Source organism: Mammaliicoccus lentus (genome assembly GCF_002902755.1).
In the GTDB taxonomy this organism is placed as follows: Bacteria; Bacillota; Bacilli; order Staphylococcales; family Staphylococcaceae; genus Mammaliicoccus; species Mammaliicoccus lentus.
This window is the reverse complement of the sequence record NZ_PPRS01000037.1, coordinates 22,027-45,912: the sequence shown is the minus strand read 5'-3', so window position 1 is coordinate 45,912 and position 23,886 is coordinate 22,027. Positions and strand designations below refer to the sequence as shown.

Below are 23,886 nucleotides of genomic sequence, written 5' to 3'. Positions count from 1 at the left end.
AAATGAAAAATTTCTTAGGTATTAACTGGGAAGTACGAGCAAGTAATCCACACTTTTGGTTCAAAATATTCTTATCAATCGCAGTACCAATCGGCACATACTTTGGTGTGACAGGTAAGGATATTACAAGTTGGAACGCACTATTCACGATAATCGGACAAGCGATATCTAATCCGTATGTATTAGCAATGGTTGTTGTATCTTTTTATAACTCGATCATTGATGATACGTCAGAAGGGATAACAGATTCAGAAATGGCAAGACAGTATAAAAAACCAAACGATATCAAACCAAGAAAGTCGGCTAAATAGTCGGCTTTTTTATTATGGAAAAGGAGTGTTTTAAATGAAAAAACAAGAAGGCGTAAAATGGGCAGTAAATAATATGGGTAAAAGACTTACAGCAGGTCAACCATATGGAGCACAGTGTGCAACGTTTATTATTGAATTTACTAAAAAATATTGGAATGTACATCCAACAGGAGACGCAAAAGACTTTATTAATTTTAAATGGCCTAAAGGATTCCAAGTAATCAAAGGCAAGAAACAGATACCACAACCAGGAGATATATTTGTTTATGGAGGCACACATGGACACACAGGTATCGTTACTGAAGCTAATGGCACATTATTTAATAGTATCGACCAGAATTGGTTTAATGCCAATTTGAAAACTGGAAGACCTGCTGCTTTTGTCGAAGACCATGATTATAAAGATTTCTTAGGCGTGATAAGACCACCTTATGAAGATGCTGAAAAAGGCGCCGTTTCTAAATCTACTAAAATTGAAACAATTAACCATACGATTAATTATAAAATGGCTAACCGTAGTGGCAATGTTAAAGGCGTAGTTATTCATAACACTGCTGGTAGCGCAACTGCTAAACAAGATTTTAATAACTTGCGTAACGCATCTGTGGCACGTTATGAAGCAGGTATTGCTCATTACTATATAGATAGAAAAACAGTTTGGCGTGCAATAGACACATATAGTGTAGCTTGGCATGTTGCTAATACTAACGGTAATAATAGTTATATTGGTTATGAAGTAAACGAATCAATGAGTGCTAACAACAAAGACTTTATGGCAAACGAACAAGCAACATTTAAAAAGGCTGCAGCTGATATGCTGTACTATGGCTTACCTGTTAATCGTTCAACAGTGATGTTGCATTGTCAATTCGTTCCAACTGCCTGTCCACATCGTAGCATGGCACTCCATACAGGTTGGGACCCAGTTAAAAAAGGCGCTGCACCTACTTCTATAGTTAACCAATTAAAAGATTACTTTATTAAAGAAATTAAAAAGTATTACAATGATCCATCGTTAAAAGCTGGTAGTCCTGCAAGTAATGATGTGCCTGATAGAACAACTATACCAACTGAAAAAGAGGCAGCTAAACCAGCTAAGAAAAAAGGTACTAAAACGGTTAACGGTTATAAAGTGAATAAATGGGGGATACTTTATAAAGGTGAAAAAGGCACATTTACATGTAAAACTAAAAAAGGTATCGTTACTAGATACACAGGGCCCAGTATTCATAATCCTATAGCAGGTGGTTTAGAATATAACCAATCAGTTAATTACAGTGAGGTCCAAGATTATGAAGGTTATATTTGGATAAGTTGGGAAGTATACAGTGGTGCAACTGTTTATATGCCAATTGGTAAATCAAATGGTAAAGGGCAACGAGTTGGTAGTGCTTGGGGTACATTTAGTTGATTGTATTTTAGTTGTTATAAGAATATAATTGGGTTATAGTTATTTTAACTTATAATTGAGGTGCTTTAGTGCCTAGATTTATTTTAGAGTGAAAGTTGGTATAACTATGAATCTATTTAATATAATAGTAGGACTTTTAACGGTAATTGGACTAATTGTTACAATAGTAGCTTTTTACAAAGAAAGAAATAGCAATAGAATAAAAAGAGAAAGAACAGAAATCATTCTTAAAGAAAATATAATTGATAGAAAAAAACACATTGAAAGGTCATACAAAGCATTTAATCATAATTTAAACCAATATAAAGAAGCAGTAAGAAATAATCCGGAAACTGAATCTGAATATGGACATAGATTAGATCTCATAACATATTTTATCAATTCTTATGGAAACGAATATTTCTTAAATATATTGAAAGATATGCAAAAAACAATTGAAGAGTATTACATTAACAATATTGATGATTCTAATTTCAATTATAATAAATATTATGAGATAAAAAGGGATTTAAACAATTTAATAAAAGTTTTGGATTATTACATTTATCAAATCAACATATTTATAGAACCATATGATAAGTATTTAAATTACAATTTAAATCAAAAAATCATTCACAATAATGATGAAGTACCAAACAATCTAGTTACAAACAATTTTAATTTCACTGGCAATGATTCTATTATAAATCCTGTTATGTATTATAATAGAATCATAAGAGAATATGATAAATACTTTAGTGATTTTCAAAATCTGTCCGTACCTCTAATGGTAATAACCGATGACGATATAACTGTAAGATCTTTTATTAATATAGATTTTACCAATGTCCATGATAAAGTTAATAATATAATCAAAAAAATAAATATAAACATCAAATGGCATGAATAATATCAAAATAATTATAAAGTGTATTAAATTTATAACCCTACTTAGGAAACTAGGTAGGGTGTTTTTTTGCGTAAAATTAGTAAATAACATGTTATAATACACTTAAAAAGAGGTGTCTGTATGTACATTTTGTTTGAACATATATGGGATTATGAAAATTCGAAAACTAATGTAATATGTGTTAGTGAAAATAAAGATATTGTTACAAACATTTTATCAAAATATAAATTCGGCAGAATATTAGAATTTGAAGATAGAGTTATATACGAAATAGAAGATAGATACTTTATACTAGTTCATACTATTAAAGATAATTACCATAAAAAAGAGGTAGTTATATGAAGAAATTAAAAGATTTAGATTCGCATGAACAAAGTGTGCAAAAACTAGAATTTTGTTTATTCCAAATAGATAAACTGAAGAAAAAAGAAGTTATAGATATGAACGATCAGATAATGATTAATTTATTATTAAATGTATTTAAATCGTCGATGGAGTATTCTATACAATATTTAAGAAACCACAACAATATAAGCAAAAGTGAAAAGCCGTATATATTAAATAAAGAAGACTTTAAAAACACGGAAAGATATTATGAACTTTTAAAACAAAGATTTGGAGTTGATGATCAAAAGGGCAAAAATATTTTCGATAATTTATTTGTTACAAACACTTATAATCAGTTTAATAATATGCAAAATAAAGAAAAACATGCGCAAATAAATACTCATAAGAAAACCATTACTAAATCAATTGGTTATACAGAACAAAACGGTATAACTATTGAAAATGTTGATATAATTGGAAACGAAGATAGCATAGATAACAACATATTAGTTAACGATGAAAAAATAAATTATGAGAATGTAGAAGGCTATTCATATGAAGAAATAGTCTATTTTGAATACAATAGTAGAGAGGTATTCGAGTTTTTATATGAAGTATTTGAATTAGTGAATAATTTCGTTATTGATATAAAGGAATATATTGATAGTAAGGAGTGAATTTTATGTTTAATGATACCATAAGTATTTTACTATACTTATTAACGATGGCACTCTTATATTTATCGCTATATGGTAAGTCAGTAAAAATAAAAAAATTAGAAAATGAAGTAAATAGTTTAAAGAAAAGGTTATAAACAAAACCCTAGCTTTCCAAAATAGGCTAGGGTGTTTTTTGTGTCTAAATATCGTAAGAGATTGGTGAGTATGTAAAATAGATGAGTCAAGATAATTGACGTAGATATAATTTTTATATTAACTTATATATTAATATAAAATTGGAGGAATATAGAATGAATTTTCACGATAAAACGGCAATTCAAGTTACCAATATAACAATAAATGTTAAGAATTTATCAGATATGATCGATTTTTATACAAATATCCTTGGGCTAACTCTCGCTTCAGAAAATAAGGATATTGCAATTTTAAAAGTAGGATCAAATGGACATACAATAACTTTAAATGAGCTTAAAGAAGGTCGCCACCCTTCTATGAAAGAATCTGGATTGTTTCATGTTGCATTGTTATTACCAACAATTGAAGATTTAGCTGATTTTCTATTTCATGTTTCGAAGTTTAACATCCCTGTTGGAGGAGGAGATCATCTGGTAAGTGAAGCAATATATCTTTCAGATCCAGAAGGAAATGGTATTGAAGTTTATTATGATAAGCCTTTAACTGATTGGGTGTGGGAGAATAATAAAGTGAAGATGGATACCTTACAGGTAGACTTTAATGATTTAATCAATAAACGAACTAAAAAGGGATGGCAACAAATGCCATCTGATTCGAAAATTGGACACTTACATTTAAAAACATCTAATTTAGAGTTGTCACAACAGTTTTACATTAATGAATTAGGACTTGAACATATTTCTGACTTTCCACAAGCTTTATTCATGTCAACAAACGATTATCATCATCATATTGCAGTAAATACATGGCAATCTAATACTGTTAGAATTAGTAATACAACAAGCTATGGTTTAAGTCATATTGATATTTATAATCCATCAATTATTAAAGAAGAAACAGTTACCGTAGATGGAATAGAAATTACAATTCATAATAATGAATCACTAGTAGCATGTAAAAATTAAAGTAATCAAAACAAATCACGAGTTTTATCAAAAGCAAGTTCTAGTTTACAAAAACAGGAGTTCTAGATTACTTAATTTGAAAGTTGCTATATTAATAGCATGTACAATAGTTATTATATAATATTTAAATTCTGAGTAAAATGCCCAATTTATACTGATACTAGCAAATAATATTAGTTAACTGAAGTTATTGATTATGATATAATTATTTTAGATAGACTATTATCTCAATTCCATAAAATCAAAAATAATAATCCAATTATTTACAACCCTACTTAGTAGAAACTAGGTAGGGTTATTTTTTTGTTCGATTTAAGTTCTATCTTTTGTCCAATTAAATTTTAGTGTAATATATATTTAATTACACTAAAAAAGGGGAACACAAAATGGAACAATTTAAAGATTATCCAAAACAAAGAGAAAGAGTACAAGCTAAGGAAATATTCTATGCAAATGGTATAGGTTTTAATATAAACCTAAATGAATTAGTTTTAAATTTTGATTGTAATATACCTGAAACTGAACCTAAAAGTATAAGTGTAGTTATTAACCCGAATGCTTTATACTCTCTTAGAGAGGGAATTAATGGTATGATAGACGTGTATGAAGAACAAGTTGAAGAGATGAAGAAAAATGACGGCACTCAAAAATAACCTGGAATATAATTTTAACCCAGCAGGATACAAAAGAAAAACTACACATGAACAATATGGAAGAACATTTAAAGATAATAAAACTTTTAGTAAAATTAATAAAAGTACTAAAATGTCTTTTGTGATGGAGGGGAATAATATGTCCTATTTTTCAAATGAAGATTTTAGAAACTTTGTTAGTGATTATAAAGAGAATCATAAAGAATTAAAAGAAGAAGTTACTAGTTGTAGAACGAAAGTAACTGAATTAAAAGAAGAAGTAATTGAAATTAAATCATCTGTAGGTACTCTTAATAATAACGTCGATAGTATTGATAGATCTGTTAGCGATATAATGGACGCTAAAATAAACACTTTAAAAGCTGAAGTTACAGAAAAATTAAGCAGTATTCGAAGTACTACTATGTGGAGTGCTCTAGGAATTATAGCTGCAATAGTATTTTCGGGATTTTTTTTCAGATAACTAAACCCACCAATTAAGGTGGGCTTTTTTATGGTATAATATTAACGAGGAAACAGTACAATCGTACTGGCGTGGTTAAGCAAGTGCTACGTTATATTATGGTTATATCTTTTTTTTCGGTATAACCCGTTTTGAGGTTAACTGTTGCGACGGTTGCCTCTTTTTTATTTTCACTCTATCTCCAGAATACAATCCATATCTAAGTACATAATACCTTTATCTTCATAGTTAATAACCTGCAATGAGTTCATCATCTTATCAAATTTGTGTATCTCACACTTCAATTCTTTAATATATCCATTATGCCAGTATTTTATAGTAGAAAATGGGTTATAAAACATCTTTTCTAACAATACATGGTTTAAATCGGCTAGGGCTGATTCGCTTAATTCTGGTTTCTCAATTTTATCTTGATCACGTATGTGTTGATTAATTTCTTCATATTGTTGTGGCATAGTCGCAAATGGTGCCCATTTAATCATTCCACGTCCATGTGGTATACGTGGGTTAAGATATTCTCTTGGTATCTTTCTATAATCTGTTTCGTATTTATATGCTTCTGGCATGTCATGGTTAATGACTTTCATATAATCACCTCATACACATTATACGAACAAATGTTCTGATTTGTAAAGTTTATTTAGGGGCAAATTCGGGGCAAAAGTTATATGAAGTATAAATAAGTATCGTTTTGGTTTATAAAATAAATGTTACCATTTATATAGTAGAAAGTCGTCATAAAGTAAGTATAAAGAAGTATTAAAAAATACGAACAGAATACGCAAAATAATTATTTTGTGATTATAAATCCTACAACCATTAGGGCTGTAGGATTATTTTTGTGGTTTGTAATGGGAAAAAGGGTAGTCGTTTTAAAATTAGTGATTACGTAAAATATTTGTTAAAATTTCACCATCAATATTACCGCCAGATATAACTAATGCAATATTTTTTCCTGAAATTTTTTCTGGGTATTCGTTAACTGCAGCGATTGTAGTACAACTACCAGCTTCAGCAATAAACTTTTCTTGTTTAGCCATAAAACTTACCGCTTTAGCAATGCCATTTTCAGATACTATTAAAAATTCATCAACATAATCTTTTGCTAATTTATAACTAAGTTTTCCTATTCCACCTATGAGAGAATCACAAAGAGTATCTGTATTAGGGTATTCTTCATAAAATGTATTGTGTTGGTAGGACTTAATCATTGCAGGACATGCTTCGGTTTGTACACCAATAATCTTAATATCTGGTTTAATATGTTTTGCAGCTACAGCTATACCTGTAATTAAACCACCACCACCAATAGGTACAACAATTGTATCTATATCAGGGTTTTGTTCCAAAATTTCAATACCTATAGTACCTTGACCACCATATATATATGGGTCATCATAGTAAGCGTCTATATAAGTTAAATTATTTTCTAGTATATAATTCATCCCTAATGAATTTGCTTCATCATAATTTTTGCCCAATAGAATGGCTTCTCCACCAAAGTATTCAATTTTATCAATTTTGCTTTGTGGTGTGGATTCCGGAACAATAATTTTCACGTTTCTTATTCCTAATAATTTTGCTGCATAACTTACTGAGCTTCCATGGTTACCAGAAGAAATTGTTGCTACACCAGACTTTTTTTCTTCATTATTTAAAGTAAGCATCTTATTGAGCGCTCCTCTAATTTTAAAACTCTTTACTTTTTGAAAACTTTCTAATTTAAAAAAATATTTTTTATTATCATCTCCTAAGTAAAAAGACTCTTCTAAAGGTGTTTTTACTGTATAGCTTTTAATACGATTATAGGCATCTTTTGTGTCTTGAAAATTAAATGTCATAAATGTTCTCTCCTTTATTAAATATTTATTGTTGTCCCAATGTTATTTTGATTGGCTAATTTAAGTGCGTGATAAGCAGTTCCGATATCTAGTAAAGCCATTCCTGTTAGATCAACAACAGTTATATCATCTTGACTTGTTCTCCCTCGTATATTATCTATAATTACTTCTCCGACAGTACCATAAATATTTTTGGCAGTTATTGTACCTTTTTTTTATAGCTTTTTCTATTTCACCGGATTTTATGCAATGTTCTAAGTCATCTACATATACCTTAGCGATTTTTAGTATCTGTGGATCAATCTCTTGTTTATCTGGCATATCAGCACCAACGCAACTAATATGAGTACCTTTTTTAATCCACTCTTTTTCTATTAATGGTTCTTTAGATGGTGTGATTGTAATTATTACATCACTACTTTCTACGTTTTCTCTTAAATTAATTACATTGATTATTTCAATATCATCGATAAAAATATTAAAGTTTTCTTTTAAATTCTTTTAAATTCTTTTTTAAATTTGATGTTAAAAGTTTTGTTTTTTCAATATTTCTACTGTATACTCTTATGTTTTTTAAATTAGGTAATACTGTAACAGCTGATGCTATTTGAAATAATGCTTGATTACCTGAGCCAATAATTAGTAAATCCTCAGAAGTTTTATTTGCTAAATGCTTTATAGTAACAGCACTTGAAGCACCTGTTCTTATACCAGTTATATATTCAGCGCCAGTAATCCCAATTGGTATACCATTTTTTGCATTATAAATAGTTATTAAACCATTTAGAGTTGGTAATCCATTAACCTCATTTTCTTGAAACCAACTTGCTGTTTTGTGACCAAAAATATTTTCATTTTGAATATATCCAGATTTAATATCCATATCTGCTTTTCCTTTTTGAAATTCATAAAATATAGTTGGCCATGTCATAGTTGAATTGCACGCTTTACTTTTGTATACATTTTCGACAATTTGAATAATGTCATTAATAGATAGTAACAGTTTTAAAGATTCACTATCTAAAGATTTTATTTTTACCAATAGAAACCACTCCTTAAAGTTTTAAATAGAAGTAAATAAAAAGCACCGAAAATTTATTCCTCCTGTAAAACAGGCCCTAATGGAATAAATTTTCGGTGCTTTAAATGCTTTTACCCGGGGATAATAGCAGCACATCTATTTAATTATTAATAGTATAATTGATTATAATAATTTTGTAAATTGCTATGAATTTGTTATTTTATTAAATTTAAGAAATTCACACTTCAAAGAGTCACAGTATTATTTTGGAGGGTGTGATAAAAATTACCATAAAGTCCAGTAATTGACGACTATCAATTGAAGGGTTTCAAATGTCATTGTTATTACCAAACGAACCTTATTAGCTTATTTTTTATTTGAATAAATGATACTATATTAGTTAGATAGACAAATAAAAATGTAGGAGAACAACATGAAGAAATTGATAGGTATTAGTATATTAAATTGTATATTATTAGCAGGTTGTGGGAGTAGTACTTTAGATAAAGATTATTTGAACATAGCTCATAGAGGTGCAAGTGGTTCTAAACCAGAACATACATATGTTGCTTATGATAAAGCAATAAAGCAAAAAGCAGATTATACTGAGTTAGATTTACAAATGACTAAAGATAATAAATTAATTGCTATGCATGATAATAAAGTAGATAGAACAACAAACGGAACTGGCTTAGTTAAGGATAAAACGTTAAAAGAGATTAAAAACTTAGATGCCGGATCATGGTTTGATAAAAAATATGAAAATCAAAAAGTTCCTGAATTAAATGAAGTATTGGATAAGTATAAAGATAAAACTAATTTTTACATCGAAACTAAACACCCAGATATGTACCCGGGAATGGATAAGCAGTTGATAAAAGACTTAGAAAAGAATGGTTTACTCAAAAAAGATGGCTTGAAAAGCGGGAATTTAATTATTCAATCATTCTCTGAAACTAGTTTACAAAACATACATAAACTAAATGAAAATATACCGTTAATTCATTTAATAGATGATAAAGATGTAAAAGATTTAAACAATAAAGAATTAAAAAGATTATCTAAATTTACATATGGATTAGGTTTTAATAAGGATGTTATAAGCAAAGAATTAGTAGAAAAAGTTCATAAGAATGGATTGAAAGTACATGTCTTTACTTTAAATAATGAAGACGAAGTTAAGGAAATGAAAGAACTGAATGTTGACGGTGCTTTCAATAACAACCCATAATATACTGCACGAAAAAATCCTACAGCCCAAAGGTTGCAGGATTTTTTGGGTTTTATGATAAAAAAGATAACTTATTAATAAATTATTTGAATGAAAAGCGTTTTATTTATATATGATATTTTTACGTTATATTAATTGTTTGAAAAGAATTTCAAAAGTTTTTTGAAGGTTTATAAATGAGGGGGACTGTAAGAAATATATTTTAATGTTTACAAATCTATCTTTAAAAAATAAAGGAATTATTAACACGACCTAATACTTATAACCCACCGAATCCGTTAACGATTGAATATAATAGGCCAATTCCACCTATAGACCATCCTATTATATTGTTGAGTGTTTTCTTGTTATTTTCATCCATTTTATCTTTTCCTAGATGTTAGATAAATAACTTTTTGTTAATTATTGATTAACTGGAATAATAGCTATTCTTTAGAATGAATTAAAAAAGAAATAAACGATCAATACAACCCAAAAACTTTTCCAGCTACACCAGCAATAGCTATCATTGTGCCAATGAACCATTTGAATTGTATATTTTTCATTTCAGAAATTTGATATTTCATATTATTTCCATGATTTTTAGTAAATCATCTATTTTATCGGATAAATGTCCAAATTTATCATCTATTCTTTTTTCCATTTGTTCAAAAGTTTCTTTAGTAATGTAATCGCTCATACTGATTTCTCCTTTCGTCATTATAATTTATTAATTTTATAACTCTCAAAAAAAACACATAATCAATACAACCCAAAAACTTTTCCAGCTACACCAGCAATAGCTATCATTGTCCCAATGAACCATTTGAATTGTATATTTTTCATTTCAGAGATTTGATATTTCACATTACTTTCCATGGGCTTCATATTATTTTCCATAATCTTAGATAAATCATCTATTTTATCGGATAAATGCTCAAATTTATCATCTATTCTTTTTTTCATTTGTTCAAAAGTTACTTTAGTAATGTAATCGCTCATAGTACTTTCTCCTTTCATAGTTTATATATATCCATATTTTTACATTTAAGTATATTATACTATAAAACGATATTAATTTACTAAAGTAATCGTTATAGATAAAAATTAAACATAAAGTTTAACTTATTAATATGTACTAGATATCTGTGATAACATTATAAGTGTTACTATATTAGCAATTTAGTTTGATCTAAAACTTAGATAATGCAAGGTTATTTTGCAAGCTTAAAAGGGGAGGGTATCAAGTGGTTTTTGTATACATATTTGTATCAGCTATAGCTTTATACTGTGCGCTACGATACGGTATTAGAGATGCGCTTATTGAAATTGAAGCTAATAAAGAAGATTTAGTTTATTATAGAAAAAGTGCTGATTTATTAGAGGAAATTGGTACAATTTATTCAAGTACTTCAAAAGAGAATACTGATACTGCTAAGGGCATTTTTAATGATTCTTTTGATGTTTTTACTTCGGATAAAAATTCAAAAGATAAGTTTGATATTTTGAGTGAAAACAAGAAAAAGATTTTATCTTTAGAAGTTGAACAGTCTGGAACATAAATAATTGTTCCAGACTGTATTTTGTTATGGTAGTAGTTGAATAGACTAAAAACACGCTTATATCAAGCTTATTTCAATCTTAGTCGCTCTTCGCGGTAAGGCTAAGAAATCTTATTAAATACAACTAGATTTCTGTCCCGCTCCTTTTTATTTCGTTTATATTTAATCCTTCTGAGAGAAGTGGTTCTTCGAAAAAGCTAGTTACGTATTCAAACGTTTCTTTTGTATCAAAATTCTTTCTTGAAGGTTCTTCAATACTTCTCTTTTTTATTCTTTCTAAACATTTCTCGTCATCTATATTAAGAAATATTAATTCATGATTTGCCTTTATTTCAGTCGCTATACTGAGTAACCAGCTTCTTTGAGCTTTTGTGTTTCCTGGAAAGTCTAATACTACATTGCTGCCAACTTTTAAAATACGTTGTATGTGTTCTTTTAATAAAGGCTTTATTAATTTTGAATATTTTAAGTAGTCGTCAAATGTTGTTATTTCATTGGGATAAAGTTGAGATAACCAATCATCTTCAGATAATAAAATAGCGTTTTTATTAATTTCTAATTTTTTTGCTGTAGTTGATTTTCCAGCTCCCATTTTACCTGTAAAAAAATACAAAGTTCCTAATTTATTCATCTACATACCCCTTTTCATCATTTGATATTATCAATATTTTAAATTTATACTCTAAAGTGTAGCATAGATTATTTATTTGTATTAAAAGCTTTGACAATAGTTGAATAGGGTATTTAAAATTAAGTGTAAAATGTGTATTTAATTGAGCTGTAAAGGGGAGCATTCAGATGTACATACCAAAACATTATCAAATGAAAGATTATCAAGAAATTAAAAATTTTATGACTAAATATAATTTTGCGACTGTAGTTACTGTTGATGAATTAAAACCTATTGCAACACATTTACCAGTAATTATTAATGAGCATGATGATGCTTTATTTATATCTGGGCATTTTGCTAGAGGCAATAAGCAATGGAGAACAATGGACAATAACGAAGATGTACTCATTATATTCCACGGGCCACATGGATACATATCATCAATATGGTATGAAACTGAGGATGTACCGACATGGGATTATCAAAGCATACATGTTTATGGGAAAAGTGTCTTGTTAAATGAACACCAGTTAAAAGAAGATTTAAAAGTTTTGTTGGATAAGTATGAAAGTGAACATAGAGGTGGGGCAACATGGGAAAATTTATCTGATCAGACAAAAAAACAAATAAAAGGTATAGTGGGTTTCAAAGTAAAAGTAGATAAATTAGAAGCTGCATATAAGTTAAGTCAAAATCGTAGTGAAGCGGATAAAGAGAACATTGTCATACATCTTAATAATACTGAAAGTGATCTAGATAAAAATTTAGCAGAAGAAATAGAAAAATATTAAAGAAGTGGGGTAGAAACCGTAATTTTCTATAAGGTTTCGTAGTCCCACTTTCTTAAATCTATTAATTTAATGGATAATCGTCTCCATTTTTAGAAATGTAATAAGTATCTGACAAGCCATCTGTATGTAATTTAGCAGGTTGTCTTTTACCTGATATTGTATAATTAAATGGTTTATTATCTTGAAAATCATATAGAATTCTAGAACTGACACCATTTTCTATAACATTAGCATTTAATCTTTTAACTATTCGATAACCTTCTTTATATTCTTTAGTCTTTTTAAACTCTAGTTCAGCAGCTTTTAATAAGTCATTTTCAGTAATTTTATCTCCAACATGATGTTTTTCTTTTAAATTTGTGATTCTTCCTGTATTGATAGGTAATAATATATTTGATTCATTATCGCGTTTTAAAAATTTTACAAAATGCTCTATCGAAACTTCTGTGGATTTACTAAATACTTGATTATTATCAGTTGAAGATTTTTCTTCTAAAACTACGTTAGTAATCAATTTGAAACTAGGATTTTCTATATGCTTAGTTAAATCAGGAATAACAAATCCTTTATCTGTTATAGGAAATATATCAGACTTGTTATTACTATATGATACCTCAATTTTCGAATTAGGCGCTAAATTTACCACTCGATATTCATCTGCAGCCTTTGCATCTATTGCAATTTGAACATAATTTAAAATATCTTTTTTTGTTAATACTTCACCAGGTGTTAAAGGGAATTCTATAAAGCCAGGAACAAGAATTTCGTTACCTTTCTTATCCACCCCAGTAACATTCACCATTAAATGAGTACCTTGAATTTCTTGATAATCTTTTCTACCGCCAACTTTAAATGAAGGTTGCTCCATAGCATCTACATTAGAAGTAATAAAGGGAGTTATAACGATATTGCCAACAACTAGAGAAATCATTACTTTTTTGAAACTTTTCATATAAACACCTCTTTGTTTTTTTAATATAATAACACATTTACCAAATATTATTATTATTTATATATTACAAATAATTTACAGTTTTGTAACAAAAAGTGTGTTAATAAATTATTACTATAAGAAAAGGTATTTGAGCTGATAATAAGAATAAGTAATTAAATAAAAAGAAAAAATAAGAACGTTGTATCCTAAGATGCAACGTTCTTATTATTATACTGGTATATATTTTATTCTTTAGCACTTAAATATTCAGCTAATAGTTTAATAGGAATAAGTATTGAGTAACCTATTGTTAACCCGGCAATCGATAATATTAAGAATAAATGATCTGTTTTTAGGTTATAGCCAAAGTAAGATGTAATGGACCCTATTAAAAAAATAAAGACGAAATTAATGATTAAACGTTTTTTGTTATAAACATATTATCTCCTTAGAAATAACTTATCGTTTGAAATGATGTTTAAGCGACTATATAATGAACCTCAATTAGGAGGTTTATTATTATGGGAAAAGAAATTTATTTTTTGATAAACTCACTTGATGTTGGTAGAGGCGGTTTAACTAAAGCTTGTATTCAGCAAGCAAACATGAGTGCTGAATTGGGTTATAAAACAACAATATTAACTTTTAATTATAATAGTGATTATGACATTATAACTGAAAAATTATTTCAATACTATAGTATTAATAGAGATGTTGAAATAAGAAATATGTATGATTTTTATAGAGATGAGAAAAATGTTGAAGAAGATTTAACGAAAGTTAATGATTGTATTTCTTCTGATTTTGCTTATGAAAAAGTAAAAAATAAAAATGGATATAGAATATATGAAAATGGTTTATATAGGTATTATATGACTCATCGTGACGATGAGACTGTAAAAGGTGTAGATTGTTTTAATGATTTTAGATATAGAATTAGGAGTGAAGCATACACGCCTAAAGGATATTTGGGCAAGGTTTCTTATATGGATTTTGAATTAAATAAGCCGAGACAGATGGTTTTTAAAGACAGTAAAGGCAATTGTTATTTATCTAAATGGGTTAATCCCGAAACTGGCAATGCTCATAAAGTTTTATTATTTAATGGTAATGAAATTAAAAAGACATTTAAAAGTGATGAAGCTTTAAAAGCTTATTTTATAGAAAAAGTTGTTGAAAACGATGAATATCCAATTTTAATTTCAGATGCTCGTAATACTGATGATGTGATGACACTAGTCGATGATGAAAAAGCTAAAAAACTTATTAGATTGCATAGTAATCATGTGAAAGAGCCGTTTGATGTTGAAAAATCAGAAATTGTAAGTACTGTAAAATTTGCATTAAATAATTTAGATAAAATAGATTATTTAGTCGCGCTGACAGAGAGGCAAAAAGAAGATATAGTAACTAGAAGAAATCATGATGAAAAACTACTTGCGCTACCACATGGCATAGAAGTGAAAAATAGCGATGCCCATAATAATTTTAAAAAAGATAAAGCTGTTGTTATTTCTAGATTAGTTTCATTAAAACAAATTCATCATGTATTAGAAGCTGCAAGTTTACTCGTAGAATACAATCCAAACTTTTTGATAGAAATATATGGCTCTGGTGATCAAGAGAAAAAGCTTAAAGATTTAATTAAATCTAAAGGTTTAACTGAGAACGTTATATTAAAAGGTTATACCGATAATATTGAAAATGTTTATAAAGAAGCGGCTTTTTCGATTGTAACTTCGAAAACAGAAGGCTTTTCGTTATCTATATTAGAAAGTATGGCAAATGGTGTTCCAGTATTGAGTTATAATTTTAACTATGGTCCTGAAGATATTATTACTAACGGTAAAGATGGTTTAATTATTGAAAAAAATAATATAAAACAATTAGCTGAAAATATGAATTATTTATTTAGTAATCCTGAATTAATAAATGAAATGCGTATAAATGCGGCTAAAAGTATAAAAGATAGATTTAGTAGAGATAAAGTTAAACAATATTGGGAAGAGTTATTTAAGTCATTATAACGATTTTATAATTTATACAAATTAAAAAACAGAGGCGATTCTTAAATGATTAAGAAAATCGTCTCTGTTTTATTTAAGCTAGGATAATCTATACCTAGTCTCGTTTTCATTTTTCATGTTTATTTTTAATTCGTTAAGTTCAACTCTAAATCTAATGCTTCTTTTAATACATTTGAAGTTTCGTGCGAGTTTATCGCGCAATTACCGTATTTTTCAGCTAATTTAAAAGCTGTTACGTATAACTCCAAACTATCCTTGGCAATATCTTCTGCCTCTTCGTGTACGGATGGATTTGCTTTAACCACTAGTTCTGCAAACTTTTCGGGTTCAATATCAATTCCCATGTTTAAATAAACACTCCTATTAATTTTTTGATACGTTACTATATAAATAACGCTCTTGTAACGTATACCCAATATTATAAATTAATAATCATTACTTTTAAAATATTTTGTTTTCCATTAGAATATAAAGAGTAATAGAGAGGATGACTGTAGTGAGAATTTTATTTATAGGTGATATTGTAGGCAAATTAGGTAGAGAACAATTAGAAACATATTTACCTAAAATTAAAGCAACATACAAACCAACACTAACGATTGTTAATGGTGAAAATGCTGCACATGGTAAAGGAATAACTGAAAAAATATATAAAGAAATTTTACGTATGGGCGCAGACTTTATGACGATGGGTAATCATACATACGGTCAGAAGGAAATTTACGAATTTATAGGTCAAGCGAATAGAATGGTAAGACCTGCGAATTTTCCTGATGAGGCACCGGGAATTGGTATGAGAATCATTAAAGTCAACGATAAAGATGTTGCTATTATCAATTTGCAAGGTCGATCATTTATGGCTGCTATCGATTGTCCTTTTAAAAAAGCTGATGAATTAGTAGAAGAAGCATCTAAAATAACGCCGTTTATCTTTGTTGATTTTCATGCAGAAACAACTTCTGAGAAAAATGCGATGGCTTGGTATTTAAATGGACGCGTTAGTGCAGTTGTTGGTACGCATACTCATATACAAACTTCTGATGAACGTGTTTTAAATGAAGGTACAGCATATATTACAGATGTGGGAATGACTGGATATTACGACGGTATTCTTGGCATTAATAAAGATGAGGTTATTGAAAGATTTATTACGAGTTTACCTCAACGTCATAACTTGCCAAATGAAGGTCGAAAAGTACTTTCAGGTGTGGTTGTTGATTTAACTCAAGATGGAAAAGCTAAAAAAATTCAAAGAATATTAATAAACGATGATCATCCATTTGAATAGTATCGTCCATTAGGATGATTTTTGTTAAAACCCTTTAATTTCATAGGATTAAAGGGATTTTTTTGGTATGATGTGAATTGAGATATTATATGGGGAGGCCATAAGATGAAATCACAAATTTCATGGAAAGTTGGCGGACAGCAAGGCGAAGGAATTGAGTCAACAGGTGAAATATTCGCAACTGCTATGAACCGTCAAGGATATTATTTATACGGATACCGTCATTTTTCTAGTAGAATCAAAGGCGGACACACAAACAATAAAATAAGAGTATCATCCACGCCAGTAAGAGCGATTAGTGATGATTTAGATATATTAATAGCATTTGACCAAGAAACAATAGATGTGAACTATCATGAAATGCAAAAAGGCAGTATTATCATTGCCGATGCAAAAGCAAAACCTGAAAATCCAGAAGATAGTAAAGCACAATTAGTGAGCTTACCGTTTACAGGCGTAGCTAAAGAATTAGGAACAGCGTTAATGAAGAACATGGTAGCTGTAGGTTCTACTTGTGCAGTCATGGATTTAGATACAGACGTATTTGAATCATTAATCAGTGATTTATTCAGTCGTAAAGGCGAAAGTGTCGTTAATTTAAACATTCAAGCGTTAAATGAAGGTTATAGATTAATGAAAGAAGAAATGGATTCATTAGAAAGTGAACATACTTTAGAGAAGAATGACTCTGATGGCCATTTATTTATGATAGGTAATGACGCGATTGGTTTAGGGGCAGTAGCAGCTGGAGTTAGATTTATGGCAGCTTATCCTATCACGCCAGCTTCAGAAATTATGGAGTACATGATTGATCGTTTACCAGAATTAGGTGGCGCCGTTATACAGACGGAAGATGAAATTGCTGCATGTACAATGGCAATTGGTTCTAACTATGCTGGTGTACGTTCATTTACATCATCTGCTGGTCCAGGATTATCATTGATGATGGAATCAATAGGTTTATCAGGAATGACTGAAACACCTTTAGTAATCGTTAATACTCAACGCGGTGGGCCATCAACTGGTTTACCAACTAAACAAGAACAGTCTGACTTAATGCAAATGATATACGGTACTCATGGCGATATTCCGAAAATTGTAATAGCACCAACAAGCGCAAGCGATGCGTTTTATTTAACGATAGAAGCATTTAACTTAGCTGAAGAATATCAATGTCCAGTTATATTACTTTCAGATTTACAATTATCTTTAGGTAAACAAACCGTTGAATCATTAGACTATGACAAAATTGAAATTCGTAGAGGCGCTCTAGTAGAAGAAGACATGGAAACACCTGAAGATAAGGCGTACTTTAAACGTTATGCATTGACTGATTCTGGAATTTCTCCACGTGTTCTTCCTGGTACAAAAGGTGGTATTCACCATGTTACAGGTGTTGAACATAACGAAGAAGGAAAACCTTCTGAAGGTGCTGAAAACAGACAATTACAAATGGATAAACGTATGCGTAAAACAGCTCAATTATTAATTGATGAACCAGTTAAATCTAATGAAAAATATGATGAAGCGGATATTCTATATGTAGGATTCATTTCTACTATAGGAGCAATCGAAGAAGCAATTACAAGATTAGATAAGCAAAATGTAAAAGTTAATCATATTCAAATTAGACAATTACATCCATTCCCTACTGATGCTGTACAAGAAGCCTTTAATAAAGCTAAAAAAGTAGTTGTAGCTGAGCATAATTACCAAGGACAACTATCTAGCATTATCAAAATGAATGTAAATCATCAAGGTAAAATTATTAACCAAACAAAATATGACGGTACACCATTCTTACCGCATGAAATAGAAGATAAAGCTTTAGAAATCGCAAGTAATATGAAGGAGTTGATATAATTGGCAACATTTAAAGATTTTAGAAATAATGTTAAACCAAACTGGTGTCCAGGCTGTGGTGACTTCTCTGTGCAAGCAGCGATTCAAAAAGCAGCAGCAAATGTAGGATTGGAACCAGAAGAAGTTGCCATTATTACAGGTATAGGTTGTTCGGGTCGTTTGAGTGGTTATGTAAACTCATATGGTCTACACTCAATTCACGGACGTTCATTACCTTTAGCACAAGGTGTTAAAATGGCTAATAAAGATTTAACAGTAATTGCTTCAGGCGGCGACGGAGACGGATTTGCTATAGGTATGGGTCACACTATTCATGCTTTAAGAAGAAATATGGATATGACTTATATCATCATGGATAACCAAATTTATGGATTAACTAAAGGGCAAACTTCACCAAGTTCTGCTAAAGGTTTTGTTACAAAAACAACACCTAAAGGTAACATTGAACAAAACGTTGCACCTTTAGAATTAGCATTATCATCAGGTGCTACTTTTGTAGCACAAAGCTTTTCAAGCGACATCAAAGAATTAACACATATAATTGAAGAAGCAATCAATCACAAAGGATTTTCATTTGTAAACGTATTTTCACCATGTGTAACATACAACAAAATAAATACTTATGATTGGTTTAAAGAGAATTTAACTAAATTAGCTGATATTGAGGATTATGATTTTTCAAATAAAAATCAAGCAATACAAACAGTGATGGATAAAGAATCTATGATTACAGGTATTATATATCAAGATAAAGAAACTCCATCATATGAACAACAATTAGAACAACTTGATGAAACACCACTAGTTAAAAAATCATTGAAGCTTGAAGAAAACCAATTTGAAGAGCTTGTTTCTCAATTTAAATAATTATATAATGAATACACTTTAAGCTCATAGTTTGTCTATGAGCTTTTTTTAATAAAAAGGGGGATTTTCAAATGACAAATACATTAATGAGCATTCAAATTATTCCAGAGCACGAAGATACAGGGGTAATACCTTTAGTTGATGAAGCAATAAGAATAATAGATGATTCTGGTTTAAAGTATCAAGTGAATCCTTTAGAAACTACTATTGAAGGGGATATGAATGCTTGCCTAATTTTAATAGAACAAATTAACGAGCGCATGGTTGAGTTGGAATGTAAAAGCATTATATCTCAAGTGAAGTTTTATCACGTTCCCGAAGGCATCATGATGGATACGTTAACGGATAAATATAGATCTTAATTAAGATAGTTTAATGAATGAACGCTATTTATTATAAATATAAAGGAGAAATGTATTATATTATATCGGTTTAAGAAGTAAAGGGGACGAAAGATATGAGAACTGTATTAAAATATATTAAACCGTATACGGGTCTGTTTATATTAGGTTTAATATTAATGTTAATAGAATTAGCAGTAGAATTAATCCAGCCTATTTTTATATCTGAAATAATAGACAATGGTATTTTAAAGAATGATTTAAACCACGTCTATCTTTATTTAGGCATTATGCTTGTTACAGGTCTTGTAGCTTTAGTGTCTGGGATATGGAATAGTTTTGTAGCTGGCCATGTTAGTCAAACTTTTGCATATGATTTAAGAACTGCACAATTTAGTAAAATTCAAACTTTTTCATTGGCAACATTAGAGAAGTTTAAAACTTCTAGTTTAATTACGAGGCTCACAAGCGATGTTAATAACTGTGATACAGCAGTATATATGTCTATAAGAATCATGTTAAGAGCCCCCTTGATGATTATTGGAAGTATCGTAATGAGCTTTATAGTTGAACCTAGACTAGCGCTTTATTTGGTGATTGGAACGCCATTCATATTTATAATAATATTCTTTATTGCGCGCACGGGTTCTAAATTATTTACAAAGATACAAAGAAAATTTGATGAAATGAATAGATTTTTCCAACAAAATCTTGAAGCTGTTAGATTGATCAAAGCGAGTCAGACATCACACCAAGAAATTAATCAATTTAAAGAAAAAATAAAGGACATTAGACATAATTATACATACGCTTTAAGACTAATGGAATTGATTAATCCATCTTTACTATTTATTATTAATGCGAGTATATTAGCTGTCATTTGGTTTGGGTCCGATATGGTTAATAGTTCAACTCTAGAAGTTGGTAAACTGGTCGCAATCATCAATTATGGTATGAGAATGCAAGGTGGATTTGGTATGTTGGCATTTCTTATCATGACATTAAGTAGAATGAAGGCTTCCAGTGATCGAATAGAAGAAGTGCTTACTACTCCATCAGATGAATGGGTATTAGAAAAGAACGGTCACAAAGTGGAAAATCATGCTTATAGTATTAAATTCAATAATGTTTCATTTACTTATCCAAACGCTAATAAACCGGTACTTCACAATATTTCCTTCGAAGTTGAACCGAGAGAAACCTTCGCTATTATGGGTTCTACAGGTTCAGGAAAATCTACTTTACTGAGTTTAATTCCGAAAATTTATAGAACTAAACAAGGAGAAATTCTTTTAGATGGAAAGAATGTAGAAGACTGGGAAATTGAAGATTTACGAGACGCTATCGGATATGTACCACAAACTGCATTATTATTCTCAGGAACAATATATGAAAACTTGCAATTCGGAGACCCGAATGCTGAATTAGAAACGTTAGAAACTTCTACTCAAAAAGCACAAATACACAATTCTATCGAAGCATTTGATCATCAGTATGAAACGATGATTGGACAACAAGGCGTTACTTTATCTGGTGGTCAGAAACAAAGACTTTCTATTGCTCGAGCGCTTGTAAGGAAACCTGGTGTGTTAATACTTGATGATTCTACTTCTGCATTGGATGTGAAGACGGAATCAGCTTTATGGGATGCACTTGAACATGAAGATACAACTAAACTGATTGTTACTCAAAAAATTTCTACAGCTAAAACAGCAGATCGTATTATGTTATTGGTAGATGGTCATATAGAAGCAATAGGTCATCATGAAGAATTATTAAAATCATCTAAACTTTATAATGAGATTGCTAACAGCCAAGAAAGTGCGGTGAATACATGATGGGCATTAAAAATCCGTACGGACATGAAACGGTTATAACGCCGGATGATATGTCTAAAAATAATACTAAGAAGAAAAAGAGAGCACGAGATACTAAAGGGACTTTATTAAATATTTGGCATTTAATTGATGAAAAACGTGTTCAACTTATCATTGTCATACTCATGATTATATGTTCATCTTCATTGAGTTTAGTAGGGCCATTTTTAATTGGTAGAATAATTGATACAAAAATTATCCCTAAAGACTTAAATGGATTATTAAAATATATCATTATATTGATATCTGTATATACTTTATTATCCATCACTTCTTATATAGGTTCGTATATGATGGTAAATATCGCACAACGAACAGTTTATTTATTAAGGGACAATTTATTTAGTCATTTCCAAAAGTTACCTGTTTCATACTTTGATAAAAAACAACATGGTGAATTAATGAGTAGAATGCAAAATGATATTGAAAATGTGTCACAAGTGTTAAACTCCTCATTCATTCAATTTACTTCAAGCGTTGTTACGTTAATAGGAACATTATCTATCATGTTGTATTTAAGTCCATTATTAACTTTATTAACAGTAATCATTATACCTATCATGTTCATAAGTTTACGTTGGATTACAGCTAGAACAAGCGTGTTGTATTCGATGAGGCAAAAACAATTGGGTATTATGAACGGTTATATCGAAGAAATCGTGAATGGTCAAACTGTTGTAAAAGCTTTTTCTCAAGAGCATTATGTGATGGAAACATTTAATGAGAAAGCAGATAATGTTAAAGAATATAGCTTTTGGGCAGTAACATTTGGAGGATTAATACCTAAAGTAATGAATTATTTAAATAATTTAAGTTTTGCTATCGTAGCTGGGATAGGTGGTATATTAGCTTTAAATGAATCTGCCGGTGTAACAGTTGGTGTTATTGTTATTTTTGCAGAGTATGCAAGGCAGTTTACAAGACCGCTATCGGACTTAGCGAATCAATTTAATACGGTACTGTCTGCTATAGCCGGTGCGGAACGTGTATTCGACATTATGAATGAACCTGTAGAACAAGATTCAAAAGATGCTATAGGCTTAAACAATATTGAAGGAAATATTAAATTTAACAATGTTAACTTCAGATATGATGAAGAACAAAAAACACCAACAATTAAAGATTTATCCCTTGAAATAAAAAGTGGAGAATCAGCCGCACTTGTAGGAGCTACTGGTGCCGGTAAAACAACAATCGTTCAATTGATTTTACATTATTATGACATAGAATCTGGTGAAATTTTAATCGATGGAAAATCTATTACTGAGATTACACGAGCTTCTTTAAGAAAAGAAATAGGCGTTGTATTACAAGACCCTTACTTATTTGATGGAACAATTCTAGATAACATCATGTATGGAACACCTAATGCGACAAAAGAAGAAGCTATAGAAGCGGCCAAAAAAGCAAATGCACATGATTTCATCATTAATTTAGAAAATGGATATAGCACAGTACTAAAAGGTGAATCAGGTTCACTTTCTCAAGGTGAAAGACAGCTTATCTCAATCGCTAGATGTTTATTACAAGATCCAAAAATATTATTGCTAGATGAGGCAACAAGTAGCATCGATACCGTAACAGAAATTAAAATACAAGAAGCATTGGAAACTTTAATGGTAGGTAGAACAAGCATTATCATTGCACATAGATTAAATACAGTTAAGAAAGCAGATTTAGTATTTGTATTATCACATGGAGAAATTCTTGAATCAGGAACACAAGAAGAACTTATTAATAAACAAGGTGTTTACTATCACATGTTAAATGCTGGCGATGAAGAACAAATTCAAGAACTACAGTAAAGGAAGATGTGT

General features: G+C 29.7%; 28 protein-coding genes. 19 read left to right on the top strand and 9 right to left on the bottom strand.

Features of this window, described 5'->3' with window-relative positions:
• The first annotated feature begins 2 nt into the window (after positions 1-2).
• The 9 genes from CD135_RS10220 (at position 3) to CD135_RS10185 (ending at position 5,834) form a co-directional block, all read left to right on the top strand.
• Positions 3-311 (top strand): phage holin, encoded by a 309-nt coding sequence (locus tag CD135_RS10220; protein ID WP_103269417.1) that lies wholly within the window; start codon positions 3-5, stop codon positions 309-311.
• Between the two features lie 34 nt (positions 312-345).
• Positions 346-1,722: an SH3 domain-containing protein gene (locus CD135_RS10215; RefSeq protein WP_103269416.1), complete on the top strand. Its 1,377-nt coding sequence runs from the start codon at positions 346-348 to the stop codon at positions 1,720-1,722.
• 106 nt (positions 1,723-1,828) lie between these two features.
• Positions 1,829-2,611, top strand: coding sequence for a hypothetical protein (locus CD135_RS10210; RefSeq protein ID WP_103269415.1), 783 nt, complete (start codon positions 1,829-1,831; stop codon positions 2,609-2,611).
• A 120-nt stretch (positions 2,612-2,731) separates the two neighbouring features.
• On the top strand, positions 2,732-2,953 hold the full coding sequence (locus tag CD135_RS10205) for a hypothetical protein (protein ID WP_103269414.1): 222 nt from the start codon (positions 2,732-2,734) through the stop codon (positions 2,951-2,953).
• Positions 2,950-3,615: a hypothetical protein gene (locus CD135_RS10200; protein WP_103269413.1), complete on the top strand. Its 666-nt coding sequence runs from the start codon at positions 2,950-2,952 to the stop codon at positions 3,613-3,615. Before CD135_RS10205 ends, CD135_RS10200 begins: the two co-directional genes overlap by 4 nt.
• Positions 3,616-3,620: 5 nt before the next feature.
• Positions 3,621-3,752 carry a hypothetical protein gene (locus CD135_RS13260; protein ID WP_258027593.1) on the top strand — a complete coding sequence of 44 codons (132 nt, stop codon included), beginning with the start codon at positions 3,621-3,623 and terminating at the stop codon, positions 3,750-3,752.
• 156 nt (positions 3,753-3,908) lie between these two features.
• The gene (locus CD135_RS10195) at positions 3,909-4,718 is read left to right on the top strand and encodes a VOC family protein (RefSeq protein WP_103269412.1); all 810 of its coding nucleotides are present in this window, start codon (positions 3,909-3,911) and stop codon (positions 4,716-4,718) included.
• A 386-nt stretch (positions 4,719-5,104) separates the two neighbouring features.
• Positions 5,105-5,371, top strand: coding sequence for a hypothetical protein (locus tag CD135_RS10190; protein WP_103269411.1), 267 nt, complete (start codon positions 5,105-5,107; stop codon positions 5,369-5,371).
• Positions 5,352-5,834, top strand: coding sequence for a hypothetical protein (locus CD135_RS10185; RefSeq protein ID WP_103269410.1), 483 nt, complete (start codon positions 5,352-5,354; stop codon positions 5,832-5,834). The genes CD135_RS10190 and CD135_RS10185 overlap by 20 nt, the downstream gene beginning before the upstream one ends.
• A 170-nt stretch (positions 5,835-6,004) precedes the next feature.
• Here CD135_RS10185 and CD135_RS10180 read toward each other — a convergent pair whose 3' ends face one another.
• The 5 genes from CD135_RS10180 to CD135_RS13245 form a co-directional block, all read right to left on the bottom strand.
• The gene (locus tag CD135_RS10180) at positions 6,005-6,421 is read right to left on the bottom strand and encodes a YolD-like family protein (RefSeq protein WP_103269409.1); all 417 of its coding nucleotides are present in this window, start codon (positions 6,419-6,421) and stop codon (positions 6,005-6,007) included.
• A gap of 291 nt (positions 6,422-6,712) precedes the next feature.
• A complete protein-coding gene (locus CD135_RS10175; RefSeq protein ID WP_016998742.1) occupies positions 6,713-7,675 on the bottom strand; it encodes a threonine ammonia-lyase in 963 nt (320 codons plus the stop codon).
• 17 nt (positions 7,676-7,692) lie between these two features.
• A complete protein-coding gene (locus CD135_RS13255) occupies positions 7,693-7,827 on the bottom strand; it encodes a hypothetical protein (protein WP_246520820.1) in 135 nt (44 codons plus the stop codon).
• A 1-nt stretch (position 7,828) separates the two neighbouring features.
• Positions 7,829-8,080, bottom strand: coding sequence for a hypothetical protein (locus CD135_RS13250; RefSeq protein ID WP_258027594.1), 252 nt, complete (start codon positions 8,078-8,080; stop codon positions 7,829-7,831).
• Between the two features lie 73 nt (positions 8,081-8,153).
• Complete coding sequence (locus CD135_RS13245) at positions 8,154-8,717, bottom strand: hypothetical protein (RefSeq protein ID WP_258027592.1); 564 nt, start codon at positions 8,715-8,717, stop codon at positions 8,154-8,156.
• Positions 8,718-9,129: 412 nt separating this feature from the next.
• Between CD135_RS13245 and CD135_RS10165 the strand changes: the two genes are divergently transcribed.
• Positions 9,130-9,927 carry a glycerophosphodiester phosphodiesterase family protein gene (locus CD135_RS10165; RefSeq protein ID WP_016998744.1) on the top strand — a complete coding sequence of 266 codons (798 nt, stop codon included), beginning with the start codon at positions 9,130-9,132 and terminating at the stop codon, positions 9,925-9,927.
• 741 nt (positions 9,928-10,668) lie between these two features.
• Here CD135_RS10165 and CD135_RS10155 read toward each other — a convergent pair.
• The gene (locus CD135_RS10155) at positions 10,669-10,908 is read right to left on the bottom strand and encodes a hypothetical protein (protein ID WP_103269408.1); all 240 of its coding nucleotides are present in this window, start codon (positions 10,906-10,908) and stop codon (positions 10,669-10,671) included.
• 245 nt (positions 10,909-11,153) lie between these two features.
• Between CD135_RS10155 and CD135_RS10150 the strand changes: the two genes are divergently transcribed.
• Positions 11,154-11,468, top strand: coding sequence for a hypothetical protein (locus tag CD135_RS10150; RefSeq protein WP_103269407.1), 315 nt, complete (start codon positions 11,154-11,156; stop codon positions 11,466-11,468).
• 124 nt (positions 11,469-11,592) lie between these two features.
• Here CD135_RS10150 and CD135_RS10145 read toward each other — a convergent pair whose 3' ends face one another.
• The gene (locus CD135_RS10145; RefSeq protein WP_017000480.1) at positions 11,593-12,099 is read right to left on the bottom strand and encodes a P-loop nucleotide/nucleoside kinase family protein; all 507 of its coding nucleotides are present in this window, start codon (positions 12,097-12,099) and stop codon (positions 11,593-11,595) included.
• Positions 12,100-12,266: 167 nt separating this feature from the next.
• On the opposite strand from CD135_RS10145, the gene CD135_RS10140 reads away from it, so the two are divergent.
• Positions 12,267-12,872 (top strand): FMN-binding negative transcriptional regulator, encoded by a 606-nt coding sequence (locus tag CD135_RS10140; RefSeq protein ID WP_103269406.1) that lies wholly within the window; start codon positions 12,267-12,269, stop codon positions 12,870-12,872.
• 61 nt (positions 12,873-12,933) lie between these two features.
• Here CD135_RS10140 and CD135_RS13290 read toward each other — a convergent pair whose 3' ends face one another.
• Positions 12,934-13,824: a staphylokinase domain-containing protein gene (locus CD135_RS13290; protein WP_017000478.1), complete on the bottom strand. Its 891-nt coding sequence runs from the start codon at positions 13,822-13,824 to the stop codon at positions 12,934-12,936.
• A gap of 503 nt (positions 13,825-14,327) precedes the next feature.
• On the opposite strand from CD135_RS13290, the gene CD135_RS10130 reads away from it, so the two are divergent.
• On the top strand, positions 14,328-15,833 hold the full coding sequence (locus CD135_RS10130; protein WP_103269405.1) for a glycosyltransferase: 1,506 nt from the start codon (positions 14,328-14,330) through the stop codon (positions 15,831-15,833).
• Between the two features lie 125 nt (positions 15,834-15,958).
• Here CD135_RS10130 and CD135_RS10125 read toward each other — a convergent pair whose 3' ends face one another.
• A complete protein-coding gene (locus CD135_RS10125) occupies positions 15,959-16,177 on the bottom strand; it encodes a hypothetical protein (protein ID WP_017000476.1) in 219 nt (72 codons plus the stop codon).
• A 152-nt stretch (positions 16,178-16,329) separates the two neighbouring features.
• Here CD135_RS10125 and CD135_RS10120 point away from each other — a divergent pair, with 152 nt between their 5' ends.
• The 6 genes from CD135_RS10120 (at position 16,330) to CD135_RS10095 (ending at position 23,874) form a co-directional block, all read left to right on the top strand.
• Positions 16,330-17,121: a TIGR00282 family metallophosphoesterase gene (locus CD135_RS10120; RefSeq protein WP_103269441.1), complete on the top strand. Its 792-nt coding sequence runs from the start codon at positions 16,330-16,332 to the stop codon at positions 17,119-17,121.
• Between the two features lie 105 nt (positions 17,122-17,226).
• Positions 17,227-18,984, top strand: a complete 1,758-nt coding sequence (locus CD135_RS10115; protein ID WP_064204833.1) for a 2-oxoacid:acceptor oxidoreductase subunit alpha — start codon at positions 17,227-17,229, stop codon at positions 18,982-18,984.
• Positions 18,985-19,851, top strand: a complete 867-nt coding sequence (locus tag CD135_RS10110) for a 2-oxoacid:ferredoxin oxidoreductase subunit beta (protein ID WP_017000473.1) — start codon at positions 18,985-18,987, stop codon at positions 19,849-19,851.
• 71 nt (positions 19,852-19,922) lie between these two features.
• Entirely contained in the window at positions 19,923-20,213 is a 291-nt protein-coding gene (locus CD135_RS10105) for a thiamine-binding protein (RefSeq protein ID WP_017000472.1), read from the top strand.
• A 95-nt stretch (positions 20,214-20,308) separates the two neighbouring features.
• On the top strand, positions 20,309-22,030 hold the full coding sequence (locus CD135_RS10100) for an ABC transporter ATP-binding protein (protein WP_064210911.1): 1,722 nt from the start codon (positions 20,309-20,311) through the stop codon (positions 22,028-22,030).
• On the top strand, positions 22,030-23,874 hold the full coding sequence (locus CD135_RS10095) for an ABC transporter ATP-binding protein (protein WP_103269404.1): 1,845 nt from the start codon (positions 22,030-22,032) through the stop codon (positions 23,872-23,874). Before CD135_RS10100 ends, CD135_RS10095 begins: the two co-directional genes overlap by 1 nt.
• Positions 23,875-23,886: the final 12 nt, after the last annotated feature.

Excerpts from the sequence above, each read along its gene's own strand:
- CD135_RS10220 (WP_103269417.1), top strand. The coding sequence starts at position 3 with ATGAAAAATTTCTTAGGTATTAACTGGGAAGTACGAGCAAGTAATCCA.
- CD135_RS10215 (WP_103269416.1), top strand. The coding sequence starts at position 346 with ATGAAAAAACAAGAAGGCGTAAAATGGGCAGTAAATAATATGGGTAAA.
- CD135_RS10210 (WP_103269415.1), top strand. The coding sequence starts at position 1,829 with ATGAATCTATTTAATATAATAGTAGGACTTTTAACGGTAATTGGACTA.
- CD135_RS10205 (WP_103269414.1), top strand. The coding sequence starts at position 2,732 with ATGTACATTTTGTTTGAACATATATGGGATTATGAAAATTCGAAAACT.
- CD135_RS10200 (WP_103269413.1), top strand. The coding sequence starts at position 2,950 with ATGAAGAAATTAAAAGATTTAGATTCGCATGAACAAAGTGTGCAAAAA.
- CD135_RS13260 (WP_258027593.1), top strand. The coding sequence starts at position 3,621 with ATGTTTAATGATACCATAAGTATTTTACTATACTTATTAACGATGGCA.
- CD135_RS10195 (WP_103269412.1), top strand. The coding sequence starts at position 3,909 with ATGAATTTTCACGATAAAACGGCAATTCAAGTTACCAATATAACAATA.
- CD135_RS10190 (WP_103269411.1), top strand. The coding sequence starts at position 5,105 with ATGGAACAATTTAAAGATTATCCAAAACAAAGAGAAAGAGTACAAGCT.
- CD135_RS10185 (WP_103269410.1), top strand. The coding sequence starts at position 5,352 with ATGACGGCACTCAAAAATAACCTGGAATATAATTTTAACCCAGCAGGA.
- CD135_RS10180 (WP_103269409.1), bottom strand. The coding sequence starts at position 6,421 with ATGAAAGTCATTAACCATGACATGCCAGAAGCATATAAATACGAAACA.
- CD135_RS10175 (WP_016998742.1), bottom strand. The coding sequence starts at position 7,675 with ATGACATTTAATTTTCAAGACACAAAAGATGCCTATAATCGTATTAAA.
- CD135_RS10165 (WP_016998744.1), top strand. The coding sequence starts at position 9,130 with ATGAAGAAATTGATAGGTATTAGTATATTAAATTGTATATTATTAGCA.
- CD135_RS10155 (WP_103269408.1), bottom strand. The coding sequence starts at position 10,908 with ATGAGCGATTACATTACTAAAGTAACTTTTGAACAAATGAAAAAAAGA.
- CD135_RS10145 (WP_017000480.1), bottom strand. The coding sequence starts at position 12,099 with ATGAATAAATTAGGAACTTTGTATTTTTTTACAGGTAAAATGGGAGCT.
- CD135_RS10140 (WP_103269406.1), top strand. The coding sequence starts at position 12,267 with ATGTACATACCAAAACATTATCAAATGAAAGATTATCAAGAAATTAAA.
- CD135_RS13290 (WP_017000478.1), bottom strand. The coding sequence starts at position 13,824 with ATGAAAAGTTTCAAAAAAGTAATGATTTCTCTAGTTGTTGGCAATATC.
- CD135_RS10130 (WP_103269405.1), top strand. The coding sequence starts at position 14,328 with ATGGGAAAAGAAATTTATTTTTTGATAAACTCACTTGATGTTGGTAGA.
- CD135_RS10125 (WP_017000476.1), bottom strand. The coding sequence starts at position 16,177 with ATGGGAATTGATATTGAACCCGAAAAGTTTGCAGAACTAGTGGTTAAA.
- CD135_RS10115 (WP_064204833.1), top strand. The coding sequence starts at position 17,227 with ATGAAATCACAAATTTCATGGAAAGTTGGCGGACAGCAAGGCGAAGGA.
- CD135_RS10105 (WP_017000472.1), top strand. The coding sequence starts at position 19,923 with ATGACAAATACATTAATGAGCATTCAAATTATTCCAGAGCACGAAGAT.
- CD135_RS10100 (WP_064210911.1), top strand. The coding sequence starts at position 20,309 with ATGAGAACTGTATTAAAATATATTAAACCGTATACGGGTCTGTTTATA.
- CD135_RS10095 (WP_103269404.1), top strand. The coding sequence starts at position 22,030 with ATGGGCATTAAAAATCCGTACGGACATGAAACGGTTATAACGCCGGAT.